This is a genomic window from Xanthomonas sp. CPBF 426 (genome assembly GCF_903989465.1).
GTDB classification, from domain to species: Bacteria; Pseudomonadota; Gammaproteobacteria; order Xanthomonadales; family Xanthomonadaceae; genus Xanthomonas; species Xanthomonas euroxanthea.
In genome coordinates this window covers 2,110,717-2,129,616 of the sequence record NZ_LR861805.1, presented here as the reverse complement: position 1 = coordinate 2,129,616, position 18,900 = coordinate 2,110,717, and the positions used below count along the sequence as shown (strand labels likewise).

At 64.3% G+C, this 18,900-nt stretch carries 12 protein-coding genes; 2 read left to right on the top strand and 10 right to left on the bottom strand.

Going from position 1 to position 18,900, the window contains the following annotated elements:
* Positions 1–180 precede the first annotated feature (180 nt).
* Positions 181–1,104, bottom strand: coding sequence for a GTP cyclohydrolase FolE2 (gene folE2, locus H7A87_RS09160; protein WP_119128414.1), 924 nt, complete (start codon positions 1,102–1,104; stop codon positions 181–183).
* 35 nt (positions 1,105–1,139) lie between these two features.
* Positions 1,140–2,300 carry an N-acetylmuramoyl-L-alanine amidase gene (locus H7A87_RS09155; RefSeq protein ID WP_119128413.1) on the bottom strand — a complete coding sequence of 387 codons (1,161 nt, stop codon included), beginning with the start codon at positions 2,298–2,300 and terminating at the stop codon, positions 1,140–1,142.
* Between the two features lie 231 nt (positions 2,301–2,531).
* Here H7A87_RS09155 and H7A87_RS09150 point away from each other — a divergent pair, with 231 nt between their 5' ends.
* The gene (locus H7A87_RS09150) at positions 2,532–2,744 is read left to right on the top strand and encodes a hypothetical protein (protein WP_180497007.1); all 213 of its coding nucleotides are present in this window, start codon (positions 2,532–2,534) and stop codon (positions 2,742–2,744) included.
* A gap of 208 nt (positions 2,745–2,952) precedes the next feature.
* A complete protein-coding gene (locus tag H7A87_RS09145) occupies positions 2,953–3,423 on the top strand; it encodes a hypothetical protein (RefSeq protein WP_232087955.1) in 471 nt (156 codons plus the stop codon).
* Here H7A87_RS09145 and H7A87_RS09140 read toward each other — a convergent pair.
* The 8 genes from H7A87_RS09140 to H7A87_RS09105 all read right to left on the bottom strand — a co-directional run bounded on the left by H7A87_RS09140 (position 3,377) and on the right by H7A87_RS09105 (position 18,851).
* On the bottom strand, positions 3,377–4,915 hold the full coding sequence (locus H7A87_RS09140; RefSeq protein ID WP_119128410.1) for an MASE1 domain-containing protein: 1,539 nt from the start codon (positions 4,913–4,915) through the stop codon (positions 3,377–3,379). The genes H7A87_RS09145 and H7A87_RS09140 overlap by 47 nt on opposite strands.
* Positions 4,916–5,300: 385 nt before the next feature.
* Entirely contained in the window at positions 5,301–6,728 is a 1,428-nt protein-coding gene (locus H7A87_RS09135) for a sugar porter family MFS transporter (RefSeq protein WP_180496957.1), read from the bottom strand.
* An 87-nt stretch (positions 6,729–6,815) separates the two neighbouring features.
* Positions 6,816–8,153 carry a xylose isomerase gene (xylA, locus tag H7A87_RS09130; RefSeq protein WP_180496956.1) on the bottom strand — a complete coding sequence of 446 codons (1,338 nt, stop codon included), beginning with the start codon at positions 8,151–8,153 and terminating at the stop codon, positions 6,816–6,818.
* A 47-nt stretch (positions 8,154–8,200) separates the two neighbouring features.
* The gene (gene xylB, locus H7A87_RS09125) at positions 8,201–9,694 is read right to left on the bottom strand and encodes a xylulokinase (RefSeq protein WP_119128408.1); all 1,494 of its coding nucleotides are present in this window, start codon (positions 9,692–9,694) and stop codon (positions 8,201–8,203) included.
* The gene (locus H7A87_RS09120) at positions 9,691–12,063 is read right to left on the bottom strand and encodes a glycoside hydrolase family 95 protein (protein ID WP_180496955.1); all 2,373 of its coding nucleotides are present in this window, start codon (positions 12,061–12,063) and stop codon (positions 9,691–9,693) included. The genes xylB and H7A87_RS09120 overlap by 4 nt, the downstream gene beginning before the upstream one ends.
* A gap of 91 nt (positions 12,064–12,154) precedes the next feature.
* Entirely contained in the window at positions 12,155–15,058 is a 2,904-nt protein-coding gene (locus H7A87_RS09115) for a TIM-barrel domain-containing protein (protein ID WP_119128406.1), read from the bottom strand.
* Positions 15,059–15,180: 122 nt separating this feature from the next.
* A complete protein-coding gene (gene galD, locus H7A87_RS09110) occupies positions 15,181–16,851 on the bottom strand; it encodes a GH35 family beta-galactosidase GalD (RefSeq protein ID WP_119128455.1) in 1,671 nt (556 codons plus the stop codon).
* An 83-nt stretch (positions 16,852–16,934) separates the two neighbouring features.
* Positions 16,935–18,851, bottom strand: coding sequence for a sialate O-acetylesterase (locus H7A87_RS09105; protein ID WP_119128405.1), 1,917 nt, complete (start codon positions 18,849–18,851; stop codon positions 16,935–16,937).
* Between the last annotated feature and the right edge of the window lie 49 nt (positions 18,852–18,900).

The following is an 18,900-nucleotide window of genomic DNA, read 5'->3' as shown; positions in this document are numbered from 1 at the left end:
GCGAGGGCGGCGCATCGGCCTGGCCGATGCCGATCACCCCGCGACAAACATCACGTACGGCCCGATCAGGACATGGACCTGCGCGACAATGCGTCCGCATCGGCGCCACGTGCGATCGCCCTCGTACTTGCGCGCAGCGATTGCAGATCGACGTGGATGTTTGCAGTGCATGGCAACGCCTCACTCGGCCAATGGATGAAAAATGCCGGCATCACTGTCGGTTTCGGCGACGGCGTCGTGGGCATGCAGACTTTCCAGGTGGCGCACCGCCACATGGAAAACGGCATGGTGCTCGGCCAGCACCTTGCGCAACCGCCGCGCGGCATCTTCGACATACATCAGGTTGGCGCCATTCAAGCGGGCGAACGCCTGCTCGTCGACACGCCGTACCGCCGCCTGTACCGGCGTCGCCAGCGCCTGCTCGCACAGGCCGACCAGCGCGCGGATACCGAAACGCGGCAAGCTCGCGCCCAGCTCCACGCGTATTTGCGCCACGCTGCGCTGGCTGTGCGGCGTGGCGTACGAACCGTGCTGTTGCAGCCACTGCGCCACCTCTTCGACCGGCAACGCATCGCGCCTTGCGTGTTGCTGCAAGAACGCACCGCTCAGCAACTGGCGCGACAAGGCCGCCGAACAGGGACAGGTGGAGGCGTACAGCACCTCGACCTGCAACTGGATCCGGGTGCGGCCTGCACTTGACTGGGCATCGATGCGCACCGGATAGGCGCGCCAGCCGCTCAGTCCTTCGCTGCGCAGCGCCGGCACCCGCACCATCAGCTCAAAGCTCAGCGTCAGCCGCGCCGCCCGGCTGCCGCAATCGGCATGACTGTCGATCATCGCCTGCAGCAGCTGCGACACCATCGCCGGCGACACCGGCTGTTCCAGATGCCGATCCAGCAAGCGATACAAGCGCGACATATGGATGCCCTTGAGTTCCGGGCGCGGCAGATCCACCTGCACGCCGGCACGCGCGGCCACGCTGCCGCCGGGTTCGGCATCGTCCAGGCGCACCGGCACGGCAATGTCCTGCATGCCGACCCAGCGCAGCGGCGCACTCGATGTGGACGGTTCGGTAACGGCAACATCGGGAAGCGTGGTGGACATCGAAAGCTCGTTGAAGGAGATGGGGGAATCGCGCCTCAGGCGCGACCGGGGAACATCTGGAAGTAATCGTCGATACCGGCATGCAGCGTTTGCGCCAGTTCGTCCTGATGCGTATCGCCACACAGCCGCCGGCAGTCGTCGCGATTGCTCATGAAGCCGGTTTCCACCAGCAACGACGGAATGTCAGGCGACTTCAACACCGCAAAGCCGGCCTGCCCGACCTGGTCCTGATGCAGGCGCGTCACCTGCTGCAGCCGCCCGAGCATCAACTTGCCGAACGCCACGCTGCTGGCGATGGTGCCGCTCAGCGACAAGTCGGCCAGCACCTGCGACAACACCGGGTTGCTGGGCACCCGCAAACGGCGCGCGCTGTCGCCCATCTGGTCGGCGGCGTTTTCGCTGTCGGCGATCCAGCGCGCCAATGCCGAGCTGGCGCCGTTCTGCGACAACGCAAACACCGAGGCGCCGCGCGCCTGGCTGCTGGGCGCAGCATCGGCATGGATGGACACGAACAGATCGGCATTGCGGCGATGGGCGATCAACACCCGCTCGTGCAACGCCACGAAGCGATCATCGCTGCGGATCATGGTCGGCCGGTAACGCGGATCGGCCGCCAGGCGCTGGTGCAGCCGCCCCGCGACCGCCATGGCCACATGCTTCTCGTAGCGCGCATCGGCACTGACCGCGCCAGGATCCTTGCCGCCATGACCGGCGTCGATGGCGACCACGTAGGGATGCAGGCGGGAGCGCGTGGGCGCAGCCGCCGCAACAGCCGGCTCGGTCGGATCGGCTGCGGACAACGACGCAGTACCGGACACAGCAGCAAGATCGAGCACCAGCGCACCATCCTCCCAGCGCGCCGTGGCTGTCAGCGGCTGCACCAGATCGAGCACCACGCGCAGCCCATCGCCATGCGGGCCGCTACGGATGGCAACGACTGCGAGACCGTCAGGCAATGGATCGACCTGCGGTGGCTGTGTCGAAACGCCCGGCAAGTCGATGACCAAGCGCGCTGGATTGGACAGGCTGAAGCTGCGGTAGGCGACCTGCGTACTCAATGCAAGTCGAAGCTGCAGTTCCCTACCCTGGCGCTGCAGATTGCAGCTGCGCAGCTCCGGGAGCGACTGCGCATGGGCAAGGCCCGGCGACAGCACCAAGGCTGCGCCGACGGTGCGCAACACCTTCCGCCGCCTCATCGGGCCGGTTCCGGAGGATCGACGCGGCCACCGAGCCGATTCGAGTATGGAAGGTTCGGCATGGTGACCAGGCAAACAACGCTTTTTGGTAAGGGGCGCGACACGATGTGACCAGACGAACGACGGAACGAAGTGTTATAAAGTAACATTTATCGCGCAAAAGCAAGCCTGTTGTGTCCCGCCTACACCCTCACGTTCACTCTTGCCGAAGAGCCACGATGTCCCCCCGTCATCCCCGACAGCTATACCGCCTGGCGCCACTGCATCGAGGTCGACTGCGGCCAGCCACTGACCGCCTCCTTCATCGCCCGACGTCTCGCGAGCCTGCACGACCTCGGCAACCACCACACCCAGCAGTTCTTGCGTCGTTGGGGCAAGCCTCATCTCCAGCGGGTGATTGGATGGTTTGAGCGTGCTGATGGCGAACTCAAGCCGAGCCGCTAAATAGCGCGCGCTCTAGCGCTGCACATCACGCCTGACCGGATAGGTCCAGGTAACGGCGGATGCGGTTGACTGTTCCTCGCTGATCGGCGGACGGTATGCCGCAGCGATTTTCTGCGACAAACAATCAACAAAATCTGCCATTCAACACGTAACGTATAAGCGCCTGAATCGCAGGCGGTGTTGCCCCATGCAGGGGGAAGGCAAAATCATGAAGAACGCAAAAAATTGGCTTATGGCTTTTTACGTCGTTGCTGGAATGCTGTCGTCAGGCACGGCAATGGCTCAGTGCTGTGCCAATGGTGGTGTCGGCGTACATGCAATGACAGGACTTGGCGACAGCAATCCCAAGGCAGCCAACCTAACGATGGATCCGTCGCTTGCCATTTATGAACTCCATCGTGATGGAGTGACATATCTCCAGATCAACGATGTAACTGGAGTGGTCCACGCAGTGGTAGCACGAGTGGACAACGCACTCTGGACCTTGCCAATGGGCAAGGATGTAGAACGTGTCGTGTTGCCGGCAGCAAACAGGATTTCGGCAAGCACGAGCTCAAACAATCCGCTAATGCTTGATTCAACTCAGCGTGATCAAGCACGACTTGTCTACAAAACAAAGAACTTCACGGTATTCAACTGGCGGGAAGCAAGTGGGGAACACTGGATAGTCTCCCCCTGACTGCAACGGAGACTGGCTCGGTAACCAGAAAGGTCAGAACCAACGCATGGCGGCGGCGAAACATGCCGCCATGCGCTTTCAACCGCGCCTTCAGTTCAGCCTCCACATCGATCGAGTCGCTCCTGGCCGCCTCAGCTGACGACGAATCCGCAATCACGCGCACCAGCACGCCCTTAGCCCCTTTCCCTGTCCAAGCACGAGCCTGGATGAAGTGCCGACTAGCCGGCGGCAAGATCTCCACACAATTGAGCGTGCTGCGATAAGCACTCAATTGGAGTTCCAATGACAGCTTCCTGCAGTCACCGCGAAACACGCATTGAAACTGAGATTGGCAGAAGCGTTCGAGTGCTGACGAACGCAGAGCCTGATACAGCCCATGCGTCTCGATTTCCAACGGATACAGCCCGGCGACATACTGCTGAAGCAATTGCGACTCAAGAACACCAACCCGCGTCATCTCCATTGCTGCAGAATGCTGCCCTCTCCCCCTCAAATCAGCCACCACATCTTTGCGCATCTTGTTGATCTGAACATTGATGTCAGAGTATTCAAGCACCCGATTGCGCAGCATGCGCTCAGCACTGGAATAGCTTGCTCGGGCTAGGGTGAAGGCGTCATCTCTTGGCTGGTTCGAAACCTTATCGCGAGCAAGCTCGCGCAGACGAGCATTGAAAACAAAAAGAGCTGTCGTCGTGACTGCATAGAGCAACTGGATACTAAAAACTTGTTGATCAAAAAAACCGATCTGATACACCCGAGGGAGCGAGAACTCAATTGCAAAGCTTGCCAATAGTGACCCTAGAGCACTGCCTCTCCACCCCTGCCTGAAAGTCAACACGACCATTGGCACGAGCATCGCAACCATCAAGATATTTCGAGTCAATGGTTCCTGCGAGACCCCTAATAAGAAGAACAGACTGAGGATAACAGCCACCGCGATTGCGAGATCTCGCTGGAGACTCGGGCGTACAGGACCGTCATTCCAGTTAGCCCATAACATCGCAGGAAGAAGCAAGACCAGCATGCCCAGATAGCTACCTGACCAATAGCGCAATATCAGGTCTAGTGCAGGGTAAGTCTGCGGCCCACCGAGGGTCGCGTTTATTACCAGGCTGCATATAGCGTTCCAGAGAGCTATAACAAGAGCAGCAGGAATAAACCACTGCTGGCTTTTAACGATATGAGGAACTTGGTATCGAAGTAGGCCAATCGCCCCAGCAATCAAAGGCGCATGAATGAAGGGACTCAGATATGACCATAACGGATTGAAGCCCTGTAACTCGCCTAGCGGAATACGCAAGAACAACATCGCCGCAGCGTCACCTGCCAACAGAAAAGGCCACTCGCGATAAGGCCGGAAGAGCAAGGTGACTACGCGCAAACCAACCGGCAGATACCATTGGTCGATCGACAAGCGCCAAAGCGTCAGAAACACCAAGCAGTAGCACACGCTGATCAGCATGCCCCTGACAAGCTCTTTAGCTACTGCCATACCACCACTCCTTGGTTCCACGATTCGCCCTAGTCTGGAGGGAAACTGCCTGGTGGAGTATAGCGGTGGCGCACAATTTGCAAAAAGAGCCGGTGCCCTTCACGGCGGTTATCGCCGTTGAAGACGCGCATTGCACTTTGCTGGTGCGTTGGGCCACGCGGGAATCGGGTCGCCTGACACAGCAGAGGCCAGAGCTGCGAGCAGTCGCGAGGAGGCGCATGCACCGCATCCAGCCCAACGATGACAGCCGGCGCGATTGAGGCGCCTGCAGCGATGCAGGCAAGCGAGACATCGGCAAGATGCCAGGCGAGACCGTCAACGAATAAGGCCGCGCAGTGCGCGGCCTTGTTCGTCATCCATGCCGATATCAGCATAACGGGAGAGATCAGCCCTCCATCTGCTCCAGCTCCTTGCCCTTGGTCTCGTAGACGTACTTGAGCACGAAGAACACCGAGATGAACGCGGCGACGGTGTAGATGCCGTAGGCGCCGGCCAGGCCGATGCTGCCGAGCAGGATCGGGAAGCTGACGGTGATGGCGAAGTTGGAGGTCCACTGCGCGGCGCCGGCAATGGCCAGGCCCGAGCCACGGATCTGGTTGGGGAACATCTCGCCCAGCATCACCCACATCACCGGGCCCCACGAGGCGTTGAAGAACACCACGTAGACGTTGGCGGCCACCAGCGCGAGCATGCCCATGGCATCGGACATGGCGAGCTTGCCGTTTGGGTCCAGCGAGGCGGTGGCAAAGGCATAGGTCACCAGGGCCAGCGAGACCGCCATGCCGGCCGAGCCGATCCACAGCAGCGGCTTGCGGCCGACCTTGTCGACCAGCATCACCGTGACCAGGCAGGCGCCGATGCTCAGGCCGCCGGAGAGCACGTTGATCAGCAGCGCGTCCTGTTCGGAGAAGCCCACCGCCTGCCACAGCACGGCGCCGTAATAGAACACCACGTTGATGCCGACCAGTTGCTGGAACACCGCCAGGCCTACGCCGATCCAGACGATCGGGCGGATCCTGCCGGTGGCCTTGTTGATGAGGTCGGAGAACTTGGGCTTGTGCTGGTCAGCCGACATCGAGGCCGAGATCTCGGCCAGCTTGGTCTGCGCGGCGGCGTTGCCGTACAGGCGCTTCAAGACCACCAGCGCCTGCTCGCGGCGGCCCTTGACCACCAGGTAGCGCGGGCTCTCCGGGATGACCAGCAGCAGCAACAGGAACAGCAGCGAGGGAACCGCCTGCATCCAGAACATCCAGCGCCAGGCGGCCTGCCCGGCCCATAGTGGCTCGGTGGAGGCACCGGCGGCGTTGGCCAGCAGGTAGTTGCTCAGGAACGCGCAGAACAGCCCGCTGATGATGGCGATCTGCTGCATCGTGGCCAGCCGGCCGCGATAGCGCGCGGAGGCGACCTCGGCGATGTAGGCCGGCGAGATGACGCTGGCCGCGCCCACCGCAAAGCCGCCCATCACGCGGGCGAAGATGAAGAAGCCGGAACTGTGCGAGGCCCCAGCGCCAATGGCCGAGAGCAGGAACAGCGCCGCAGAAATGATCAGGACCGCGCGGCGGCCCCAGCGGTCGGCCAGACGGCCGGCAAAGAAGGCGCCAATGGCGCAACCCAGCAGCATCGAGGCGACTTCGAACCCGGTCTCGGCGGCGCTGGAATTGAAGGTCTGCTTCAGGCCATCGACAGTGCCGTTGATCACGCCGCTATCGAAACCGAACAAAAAACCGCCGATCGTGGCTACGCAACTGATCAGGACGATGAAACGGGTGTTCTCGCCGGCATCGGGGGCGCCGTCTATGGAGACACTGGACATGGGTTCACCTGGAAGCATGCAAAGGAGCGGCCACGGGGGCGGCCGACATCGGCCGGCGACGCGCACTGCGCCGCCGGCCACGGGACATCAACGCGTCAGATACTGGTTGATCAGGTTCTCGTAGGCTTCCTGGCGGCCGCTGAGTTGCTTGGGCGCGTTATCGGCCGCGTACTGGGCCAGATCCACCAGCGTGCTGCTGCCGTTGGCAAACTCCGCACCGGCGCCGCTGTCGAAGCTGGCGTAACGCTCGGCGCGCCACTGCTCCAGCGGCGAGGACGTCAGCAGCGCATTGGCCACTTCCAGCCCGCGTGCGAACGCGTCCATGCCGCCGATATGCGCCAGGAACAGGTCCTGCGGGTCGGACGACTCGCGGCGCACCTTGGCATCGAAATTCAGCCCGCCCGGTGCCAGCCCGCCCTGGCGCAGCACCACCAGCATCGCCCCGACGGTGTCGTACAGGTCGGTCGGAAACTGGTCGGTATCCCAGCCGTTCTGCGGGTTGCCGCGGTTGGCATCAATGCTGCCGAGCAGGCCGGCATCGCTGGCAACCTGCAGGTCATGCTCGAAGCTGTGGCCCGACAATGTGGCGTGGTTGGCTTCGATATTGAGCTTGAAATCCTGGTCCAAGCCGTGCTGGCGCAGGAAGCCGATCACCGTGGCGCTGTCGAAGTCGTACTGGTGCTTCATCGGCTCCATCGGCTTGGGCTCGATCAGGAAGTTGCCTTGGAAGCCGATCGCACGGCCGTAGTCGCGTGCCAGGGTCAAAAAGCGCGCCATGTTGTCCTGCTCGCGCTTCATCTGGGTGTTGTGCAGGCAGGCATAGCCCTCGCGGCCACCCCAGAACACGTAGTTTTCGCCACCCAGCTCGACGGTGGCATCGATCGCGGCCTTGACCTGCACCGCCGCACGCGCCACCACATTGAAGTCCGGGTTGGTCGATGCGCCGTTCATGTAGCGCGGGTGCGAGAACAGGTTGGCGGTGCCCCACAACAGCTTGACGCCGGTGTCGGCCTGGCGCTGCTTGGCGATGCCGACCATGTGTTTGAGGTTGCGCTCGTACTCACCGATGTCGTCGGCATCGGGCGACAGGTCGATGTCGTGGAAGCAGTAATACGGCACGCCGAGCTTGGTGAAGAATTCGAACGCGGCATCGGCCTTGGCTTCGGCACGGTCCAATGCGGTGTTGCCGATATCCCACGGATACGCGCGCGTGCCGGGGCCGAACGGATCGGCGCCATTGCCGCAGAAGCTGTGCCAGTAGGCCACGGCAAAGCGCAGGTGCTCGGCCATGGTCTTGTCGCCGATCTGCTTGTTGGCGTCGTAGACCTTGAAGGCCAGCGGGTTGTCCGAGTCGCGGCCTTCGAAGCCGATCTTGCCGATACCGGGAAAATATTCCTTGGCGCCAATGTAGACGGTGTTGCTCATGGGGTGGAATGTCCTTGCTGCTGGGGGAGTTGTAGAAAGCGTGTCGATCAGCCGGCGTAGAGCGGGCTGATCACATGCAGGTGCTTGAGGAAGTGCTGGTAGTGCTGCTGATACTGGGCCACGCGCTGCGGATCCGGGCGCGCTGACAGGCTGTCGTCGACCTGCAGATGCTCCAGCACCACATCCGACAACGCGTCCGTACCGCCGTCATCGCGATCGCAGGCCCACAAGGCCTGCAGCGCGGCACCGAAGGCAGCGCCTTCGGGCTGGGTCGGCACCACGACCTGCAGGTTGAAGATATCGGCCACCATCTGCCGCCACTGCGCGCTCTTGCTGCCGCCGCCGGTGAGCAGGATGGTGTCGAACTGCAGACCCGCCGCGACAAAGGCATCGAAGCCGTTGCGCAGGCTGTAGGTCGCCCCTTCCATTGCGGCGCGATAGAAATGCGCGGCGGTGGTGTTGTGCAGGTCCATGCCGAACAGGCAGCCGCGGGCGTCCGGCAAATTGGGCGTGCGCTCGCCGTTGAAGAACGGCAGCAGCACCAGGCCATCGGCGCCCGGCGTGGTGCTGGCGATCAAGTCCTCGGTCTGCTCGCGGGTGATCGAGAACATGCGCATCACCGCCTCGGTGGCGACGGTGCAGTTCATGGTGCAGATCAGCGGCAGCCAGCCGCCGCTGGACGAACAGAACGCGGCCCAGCGTGCGTCCTCGTCCACCACCGGGTGATCGGCGTAGGCGAACAAGGTGCCCGAGGTGCCCAGGCTCATGGTCAGGCGACCGGGCACCACGTTGCCGGTGCCGATCGCGGCCATCATGTTGTCGCCGCCGCCGGTGGTGACACGCACGCCGGCCGGCAGGTTCAATGCGTCGGCGGCTGCGTCGGACAAGGCATAGACCGCGCCGGTCTCCACCAGCGGCGGCAATGCCTCGCGCAGGTCGCGCTGTGCGTCCACCGCGCCGAGCATGCGTTCGGACCACTGCCGTGTGCGCACGTCCAGCCAGCCGGTGCCGGAGGCATCGCCGACTTCGGCAAAGCGCTCGCCGGTGAGCCAGAAGTTCACGTAGTCGTGCGGCAGCATCACCGTGGTCATCGCTGCATACGCCTCGGGACGATGCTTGCGCGTCCATGGCAATTTGGAGGCGGTGTAGCCGGCCATGATCGGGTTGCCGGCGGCGGCCACGCTGCCTGCCGCGCCACCCACCGCGTCCATGATTTCGTCGCATTCCAGCGCGGTGCTGGTGTCACACCACAACTTCACCGGTGCGGTGACGCTGCCATCGGCGGCCACCGGCACGAAGCCGTGCTGCTGGCCGGAGACCGAAATACCGCGCACCCGCGCACGCTGCTCGCCATCGAGCTGGGCGAAGCAATGCACGATGCCGTCGATCCACCACTGCGCCTGCTGCTCGCGGGTGCCATCGTCGCGGCTGATCAGCTCCATCGGCGCGGCGATCGTGGCGACCACGGCGCGCTCCTGCGGATCGTAGGCGACCAGCTTGACGCTCTGCGTGCCCACATCCAGTCCTACGTACAAGCTCATTGCATCACCAATCGGTTGTTGTTGAGGCCCACCTGCTGGGTGCGACCGGCGCCCAGTTGCAGGTCCAGGGTCTGCCCTGCGTAAGACAGTTGATAGCGCCCGCCACGATCGCTGTGCACGCGGGCCTGCTGCAGGCGACCGCCGTCCCAGTGCAGGTCCACGCTGGCGCCGCCGCGCACGCGCAAGCCCCGCACACTGCCGCGCGGCCAGGCCTTGGGCAAGGCGGGCAGCAGGAACACGCTGCCGCCCCAGCTTTGCAGCAGCATTTCGGTGATGCCGGCGGTGCCGCCGAAGTTGCCGTCGATCTGGAACGGCGGATGCGCGTCGAACAGATTCGGGTAGGTGCGTTCGGGCGAGATCAGCAGTTGCAGGATGCGGTAGGCATGCTCGCCATCGGCCAGCCGCGCCCACAGGTTCAGCCGCCAGCCGATGCCCCAGCCGGTGGTGTTGTCGCCACGGGTTTCCAGCGTGCGCCTTGCGGCAGCCGCTAGCTCGGGCGTATCGCGCAGATTGATCTGGCTGGATGGATGCAGCGCGTACAGATGCGAGACGTGGCGGTGATGGATCTCCGGCGCCTGCATGTCCCAGTCCTGCTGCCACTCCTGCAATTGCCCTGCCTTGCCGATGCGGTTGGGCGGCAATTGCTCGCGCAATTCACCCAGGCGTTGCGCGAAGGCAGCGTCGACCTTGAGCAGCTTGCTCATCGCGATGCATTGGGCGAACAGATCGCGCAGCAGCTGCGCATCCATCGTGGGGCCGGCACACAGCGCGGCGTTGAACGGATGCTGGTTTTCCGGCGACATCGAGGGGTTGGTCACCATCGCGCCGGTCTGCGGATCCTTGACCAGCGTGGCGACGAAGAACTCCGCCGCGCCCTTGAACAGGGGATAGATCCTGCCCAGATAGGCACGGTCGCGGCCGTAATCCCAGCGATCCCATAGCTGTTGCAGCAGCCAGACGCCGCCCATCGGCCACAGGCTCCACTTGGCGCCATCGATCGGCCCGGCCTGGCGCCACAGATCGGTGTTGTTGTGCACCACCCAACCCGGTGCGTCGTACATCGCGCGTGCGGTGTGCGCGCCGGTTTTGGCCAGATCGAACAGCATGGCTTCCAGCGGTTCGACGCACTCGTGCAGCGCATTGGCCTCGCTGGGCCAGTAGTTCATCTCGGTGTTGATGTTGATGGTGTACTTGCTTTCCCACGGCGGCTGCATCAGGTCGTTCCAGATACCCTGCAGATTGGCCGGCTGGGTGCCGGGCCGCGAGCTGCAGATCAACAGGTAACGGCCGTACTGGTGATACAGCGCGGCCAGCGCCGGATCGTTGCCCTGTGCAAAACGCTGCACGCGTTCGTCGGTGGGCAGCTTGGCTGCGTCGCTGCTGCCCAGGTCGATCGCCACGCGCCGGAACAGCCGCTGGTGATCGGCCAGATGCGCACGCAGCAATGCGGCGTAATCCAGTTTGCCCGCCCTCTGCATGCTTGCGGCGGTCAAGGCGAGCGGGTCGCCATCGACAGCGTCGTAGCGTTGGTAGCTGGTGGCGGCGGTGAGCAGCAGCACCACTTCATCGGCCGCTTCGATGCGCAGACGGTCGCGCAGGCCACTGAGCGTGCCGCCCTTGACCTGCGGCAGCACGCGCAAGGCAAAACGCAGCTTGCCCTCGATGCCGGCGAAACTGCCGTTGCGACCGCTGAACAACAGCCCGCCCTGCTCCACCGTGACCTCGCCGGTCTGCGGGCTGTCGATGCCCACGCGCAGGGAAATCGCGCGGGGCCGATCGCAGGACAGGCGCACCACGATGCATTGCGACTGCGCCGACACGAACACCTCGCGCGTGTGCACAGCACCGCCGGAGCGAAACGTGGTGGTGGCCACGCCGGTATCCAGATCGAGCTGACGGCGATACTCGCTGATGCCGTCGGCACGATCGAAGTCCAGCAGCAGATCGCCCAGCGGTTGATACGGCATCTGCTTGAGCGGACGCGAGAGCAGCTTGGCGTCGGCCAGTGTCTCGGCCTCGGCATAGCGCCCGGCAAACACCAGCGCGCGCACCTGTGGCAGGGCCGCCAGCGCGTCGGGGCTGGTGGCGTCGTACGGGCCGCCTGCGTACAGCGTGTCCTCGTTGAGTTGCAGGCGCTCGTGGGCAATGCCGCCCCACACCATCGCGCCCAGCCGGCCATTGCCGACCGGCAGCGCCTGCACCCACTCGTTGGCCGGTTCGCGGTACCACAGCTGCAAGGCATCGGCGGGCGCCGCGGCCGGCAACGCGGCGTGTCTGGACGATGCGGCAGCCTGCACGGCAACCGGCGCAGCGCCCAGGACCGCAATCGCGGCCCCGGTTGCCTTGCACAGTTCGCGACGGGTCAGCACGGCCACCGCCGTGCTGCCTCACCGGAACCGCCCGCGACTGCCTTGCGGCGTTCCGGCATCTGCTTGCTCATCGACTGAAGACAGCCTGCGATCATCGACGACGCGCTTTGCCGGACGCAATCTTGCGCTGCAACACGCTGACCGGCTTGCCGTCGTACTGGATGCTGGCATCGGTCCTGGGCTCCAGCGCACCGGCATCGTCGCGCGGGCCATCGACGAAGCGCACGTTGATGGTGCGCTTGGCCTGCATGCCGGTCCAGCTGCCCTCGCGCTTGCCGATGCTCAGCTCGCCCTTGGCCTGGTTCCAGACCAACGGGATGCGGCTGAACTCGCCCTTCTCGTAGCCGTAGCCCTTGCCGTCGTCCTCATACAGCGAGAACTGGCCATCGGCGCCGGTGTAGACCACCACGGTGAGCGGCGCATCCGGGATCTGGTCCACGTATTCCTGCACCGGGCCGGTCGGCACGATGGAGCCTGCGCGCACGAACAACGGCATGCGCTCGATCGGCGCGGCCGCCTCGATGCTCTGGCCGCCCTCGTAGCGCTTGCCGGTGGCGAAATCCAGCCAGCTGCTGCCGGCCGGCAGATAGACCTGACGCGAGGTGGCCCCGAAGCGGGTGACCGGTGCGACCAGGAACGCCGGTCCGAACAGGTACTGGTCGTTGATGTCGCGGACCTTGGGATCGTTCGGGAAGTCCATCATCATGCCGCGCATGATCACGCCATCGCGCTGGTAGGTATCGCCGGCCAGGCTGTAGATGTACGGCAGCAACGCGTAACGCAGGCGGTTGTAGTACGCCATGCTGTCGTAGAACGGCGTGCCTTCGGGGGCGATGTTCCAGATCTCGCGGTACGGGAACTGACCATGCGAGCGGAAGATCGGCACGAATGCGCCGAACTGGAACCAGCGCGTGTTGAGTTCGCGCCACTCCGGCAGATGCGCCGGGTCCTGGTTCTCGTAGCGCTTCTCCACCGCAAAGCCGCCGATGTCGAAGGTCCAGTTGGGCAGGCCCGACAACGCCATGTTGACGCCCCCGGAGATCTGGTCGCGCATGTCGTCCCAACGCGAGACGATGTCGCCGCTCCACACCGCCACTGCATTGCGCTGGGTGCCGGCATAGCCCTTGCGCGAGAGGATGAACACGCGCTTGTCGTCGGCCGCGCGGTCGCCCACGTACACGCCATGGGTGTGCGGCAGCGGATAGGAATTGAAGTACTCGGTGGACGAGCCCAGTGCGTTGGGCGTGGTGCGTGCCTTGCGCTCGCCGATGTCCAGGTTGGAATGCACGTCCGGTTCGTCGGCGTCCATCCACCAGGCATCGAAGCCCTTGCTGTTGAGCTTTTCGTTGACCTGGCGCCAGTAGATCGCCTGCGCCTTTTCCGAATACGGATCGTAGAACGAGTTCTTGTAGCCCTTGCCGATCCAGTCCAGCTCACCGACTTCGACATTGCGCTTGTACATGAAACCGGCCGCGTCCAGTTCCTTGTAGTTGGCGGTGGTGGGATAGAACTTGGGCCAGATCGAAATCATGATCTGCGCATGCATGTCATGCACGGCCTTGACCATGCCATCCGGATCGGGGAAGTGCTGCGGGTCGAAATCGTGCGAGCCCCAGGCATTCTCGGGCCAGTACGACCAGTCGAGCACGATGTTGTCCAGCGACAGCTTGCGCTTGCGGTATTCGGCCACCGCACCGACCAGTTCGTCCTGGCTCTTGTAACGCTCGCGGCTCTGCCAGAAGCCATACGCCCACTTGGGCAGCATCACCGACTTGCCGGTGAGTTCGCGGTAGCCGGCCACGGCCTGGTCGTACGAGTCGGCAGAGACGAAGTAGTAGTCGATCATCTGGCCGGCTTCGGACCACAGCGACAGGTCCTTCGCTTCGGCGGCCGGCAGCGGGTCGCGATGCAGCAGCGCGATGTAGCTGGGGTCGATCAGGTCCCACTCGACCTTGACGGTGTGGCGCGTGCCCGGCTCCAGCGCCAGTTTGAACTCGTGATTCCAGGGGTTCCAGTTCTGGCGCCAGCGATCGACGATCAGCTTGCCGTCCACGTACAGCTTGGCGTACTCGCTCGAATACAGCGAGAAGGTGTGCTCGCCACCGGTGAGCGCTTCGATCTGCCCCTCCCAGGTGACCTGCATGCGGCTGTTCTTGTCCTTGGTGATCGCCTTCTTCGGATACTTGGTCAGGTCGCTGAGGTACTGGTAGTTCACCTCGCTCTCGCGACGCTCGACGATCTGCTTGCCATCGATCGCATAACGCGCGGTCAGCGCACCGGCCTTGCCCTTGGCGTCGTACAACTTCAGCGTCTTGGGCAGCGGCTGCAGGCCACGCGGGTCGCCCAGGCGACTGATCGAGTTGTTGTCCCACAGCAGGCCGTAGTTGCGGCTGGACACCAGGTAGGGCACCGCCATGTCGATGTTGTTCTGCTGCAGCTCGACGTTGCGGCCCTTCTGGTTCATCCAGCCCTGCTGGTGCTGGCCGAAGCCGTACAGCGCTTCGTCGTCGGGCGACTGGAAGCGCTGACGCACGGTCAGGTATTGCTTGCCTTCCATCTTCAGCGGGGCAAAGCTGCGCCCGCCGGCCACTTCCGACAACACCGGCCTGCCATTGGCATCGGCAAAGCTGACGTGGCCATCGACGGTGGAGACGGTGGCGGTGACCTTGCCGGTCTTCAGCTGCACGCTGTCGCCCTGCTCGGCCAGCTGGAAGCTGCCATCGCCCTGCACCGGCACACGCATCAGGCTGGGGCTGCGCGCGAAGTCGCCATCCGGGTCGGCACTGACGCGGATGATGCCGGCGTCGACGACCTGCAGACGTACCGGTGCGGCGCCCTTGGCGCTCGGCACCACGGTGACGCCGTCGGCGGCCTTGCGCACTTCCTGCGCGTGCGCGGCATTGGCCAGCAGGGCCAGCGACAACGCCAGGCACTGGGCAAGCGGTGTACGTCGGGTGGCAGGCGCATGGCCGGCGGAACGGTTGATGGTTTGCATGTTCACTCCCTTGGAATTACGAAACGGTGCCGCGGGGGCGGCAGCGCATGGTTCAGTGGATTCAACCTGGCGGACCGCGTGCTGCGCAGCGGTCGGGCTGTGCAGCACGCGGCCGACCAGGCTTATTTGTAGGTGGCCAGCTTGATCTTCAGCAGCTGCGGCGCGCTGGAAAAGTTGACCCCGTAATCGGTCTGGTCGCCGTTCCAGTTGCGCTCGAACTTCCAGTCGCTGCCTTCGTAGACGCCTTCCTCGACACGGTCGTAGAGCATGTTGGCGGTCGCCTCGCTGGCCGGATGCAGGGTCACGCGCACGTGATAGCCGGTGACCAGGAATTCGTCCGGACCCAGCTCGGCGATCAACGCCGCACCGATCGGCTCGGGGTTGCCCGGCGGCTCGCCCTTGAACCAGAACTGCGGCACGCCGTAGGTGATGGTGGCGCTCCAGCGGTCGTTGAGCTTCAGCTCCTGCACGGCCTGGCCGGGTTCTTCGGCGGTGCCGTGCAGCTTGCCTTCGGAGGCGGCCTTGGCGAACGGCCGCATGCCGCGCTTGACCAGGTCAAAGCCCAGCGCGAACGGCGCCAGGGTTTCTTCGTTGACGTGCTTGGCACCCAACGGGTAGTTGGAATAGCGCGTGTAATCCATGCCGAACGCCGACCAGCCGATGCCATCATGGCCCAGCGCGGGGAACAGGTAACGTGCGTATTCGGGGCGGTTGCCGGTTTCAGCGACGAACAGCGCATTGTCCGGGCGGGCGTAGCGTTCCAGCACCGTGGTGTAGGTGCGGTACTCGGGCATGTAGATATCCGGCGCCAGCAGATCGATATGCGGGCCGGCCGCCTTCCACACGTCCAGCACGTTGTCGGTGGGGCCGCCGCTGGCGTACTGGCCGGGCTGGCCGGGATTGAACGGGCCGCGCAACGCGGCATTGACGTACATCGGCAGCGGGTATTCGGCCTTGCCGGCCTCGGCCACCTGGTCGATGTAGCGACCGATCGACCAGGCATGGAAGATCTCGTCCGCATCGGCACCGAACACCTGTGCCCAGCTGCCCGGCTGCTTGTTCAGGCGCTTGAGCAGTGCGTCCGGCACCGGGCCGTCGAACAGCTTCTGCGCCATCGGCGAGAAGTCGCGCACGCTGCCGTAGGTGCCCGGCTCGTTCTCGGGCTGGATCATGATCACGGTGTGCTGCGGATCGACTTGCTTCAGATGCTGCATGAAGGCCACGAAGGCCTTGCGGTCGGCATCCAGGGTGGCCTGCGCATGCGGCGACAGCGACCCGATCGCCTTGCCCTCGCGCGTCACCACGCGCGGGAAGCGCTGGTTGTCGGTCTTGACCCAGTGCGGCGCGTACGCCGGGCCGTTGTTCTTCCAGGTCGCAAACCACAGCAGCACCAGCCGCACCTTGTGCTCGCGCGCTTGCGTGAGCAGCGTATCGACGAAGGAGAAATCGAACTTGCCTTCTTCCGGCTCGACCTGCTCCCAGGCGATCGGCACCTGCACGGTGTTCGGGCCCAGCACCTGCATCGCCGGCCACACCTTGTCCATCACGCCGGGATAGTTGCTGGAGTTGTTGACCTGCGCGCCCAGGATCAGGAACGGCGCCCCATCGACCATCAACGCGTGCTTGCCGTCCTTGCTGACGAACTGCGGCATCGGCGTCTGCGCAGCCGGCGCCGCTGCCGCGGCAGGTGCGGTCGCTGCGGTACCGGCAGTCGGTGCGACTGCGGCCGGCTTGGCTTTGTCGTCCTGCTCGCCGGATTGGCACGCAGCCAGGGCCAACGTCAGCGCGGACAGCAGCAGCGGACGCAGGCAGCGGCGTGCAGTGGAAGGAGTAATCACACGTGCAACGGGGGAATGCATGGACATAAGACTCCGTGTCACCAGGTATCGGTGCGGAAGGGGGAAACAGGAAGGTGTTCGCGATTGACCAGGTTGGCGTCTTCCGGGTTTTCGCTCCAGCCGTAACGCACCGCGACCGGTGCAGCCACCGCGTCGCTGCGCACGATTACCTGATCGCCGTCGATGCGCGCGGTGGCCGGATGGAAGTGTTTGTCGGCACCGGCGACGCGGAAGCCCTGCACATCGCCACCATTTCGCAGCTGCAAGGCACTGCCCTGCAGATCGAAGCGCAGCACGGCCTGGCCCTGGTCAAAGCGCGCCTGCTTGAACACCGGCGCGCTGTACACCAGCGTTTCGCCGTACGCCACATGACGTGCAGCAATCGCAAGTCGATGGCCGACATCGCGCTTGTTGGTCGGATGGATATCGGTGGGGTTGCCGATATCGATGATCACCGCCTGCCCGGTCGCCGGCAGCGCCAGCGTCTTGGACTGCGACTCGCGCAACAGTGCCCACGGGCTCAACTCGCCCCTGTCGCCACCGGCCTTGAAGTTGGCCAGCTGCACCCACAGGAACGGCAGCGTTTTCGCGCCGCGCTCGGCGCGCCATTGCTGGATCATCGCGGCGAACTGCGCGCGGTATTTCACCGCGCCGGCCTCACTGGCATTGGTCTCGCCCTGGTACCAGATCACGCCCTTGACCGGGAACGGCTGCAGCGGATGGATCATCTGGTTGTACAGCAGCGTGGGCAGCTGATTCTTGTTGTCGGCCAGCGACACGCGCACGGCGGCGGGACGGAACTTCCAGCCGCCCAACGCGCGCTTGGCACCGGCGCTGGTCTGTACGAAGCGCTGCTCGTCCGGGCCATGCATGCCGCCGCCGCCACTGAGATCTTCCACCCGCACCGCGATGTGGTTGACGCCTGCACGCAAGGCGGAGGCAGGCACCTGGTAGACGCGCGGCAGGTTCCACTGTTTTTCGGTCGTGCCGACCTGCTGGCCATTGACGTAAGTGATGTCCGAATCGTCGATCTGGCCCACGCCCAGTTCGATACCGGCCTTGGCCTCGGCAGCGCTCAGGGTGACCGTGGTGCGATACCAGGCGATGCCGTCCATGCCGTCATAGCCGCTGGATTCCCATTGCTGGCTGGTCGGGATGCTGTCCCAGTCGCTGTCGTCGAACGACGCTTGGCGCCACTGCGGCATGTCGCCATCGACCTTGGGCCAGCGCGCGATGCGCTTGCCGGTGGCGGCCTGCGCGGCAGCATCGCGCTGCTTGATCGCCTCGATCGCGCCCTGGTTCTTCTCGCCATTCAAGCCCAGCGAGGCCGCGTCCATCCACGCCTCGATCGCGCTGCCGCCCCAGGTGCTGTTGACGATGCCGATCGGCACGCCGGTGCTGGCGCGCAGCTCCCTGGCGAAGAAATACCCCACTGCGGTGAACTCGCCGGCGTTGTCCGGCGTGGCAGCCTTCCAGTCGCCGCCGGTCAGGCGCGCTTCCGGCTGCAGCGACCACGACTTGGGCACCTTGAAGTGCCGCAACTGCGGGTCGTTGGCCGCGGCCACCGCCTGCGGACCATCGCTGGCCTGCGCCAACGGCCACTCCATGTTGGATTGCCCGCTGGCCAGCCACACATCGCCGACCAGCACATCGCGCACCTGCAATTGGCCGCCGTCGCCCTGCACGCTCAGCACATAGGGGCCACCGGCCTTGTGCGCGGGCAGGCTGACCTTCCACTGGCCCTTGGCATCGGCCTTGGCGGTGGCCCGCTTGCCGTCGAAGCTGACCATGATGTCGGCATTGGGCGTGGCCCAACCCCACACCGGCATGGCCTGATCGCGCTGCAGTACCGCGCCATCGGCAAACAACAACGGCAAGCTCGGTTGTGCCAATGCGGTGGGGCTGGCCAGGACCAGGCCCAACAGGCAGCCACGACGGATAAGGGAAGCGCTCATGCAATGATCTCCAGGGACGGCGCGACCAATCGGCGCGCAGCGATGCGAC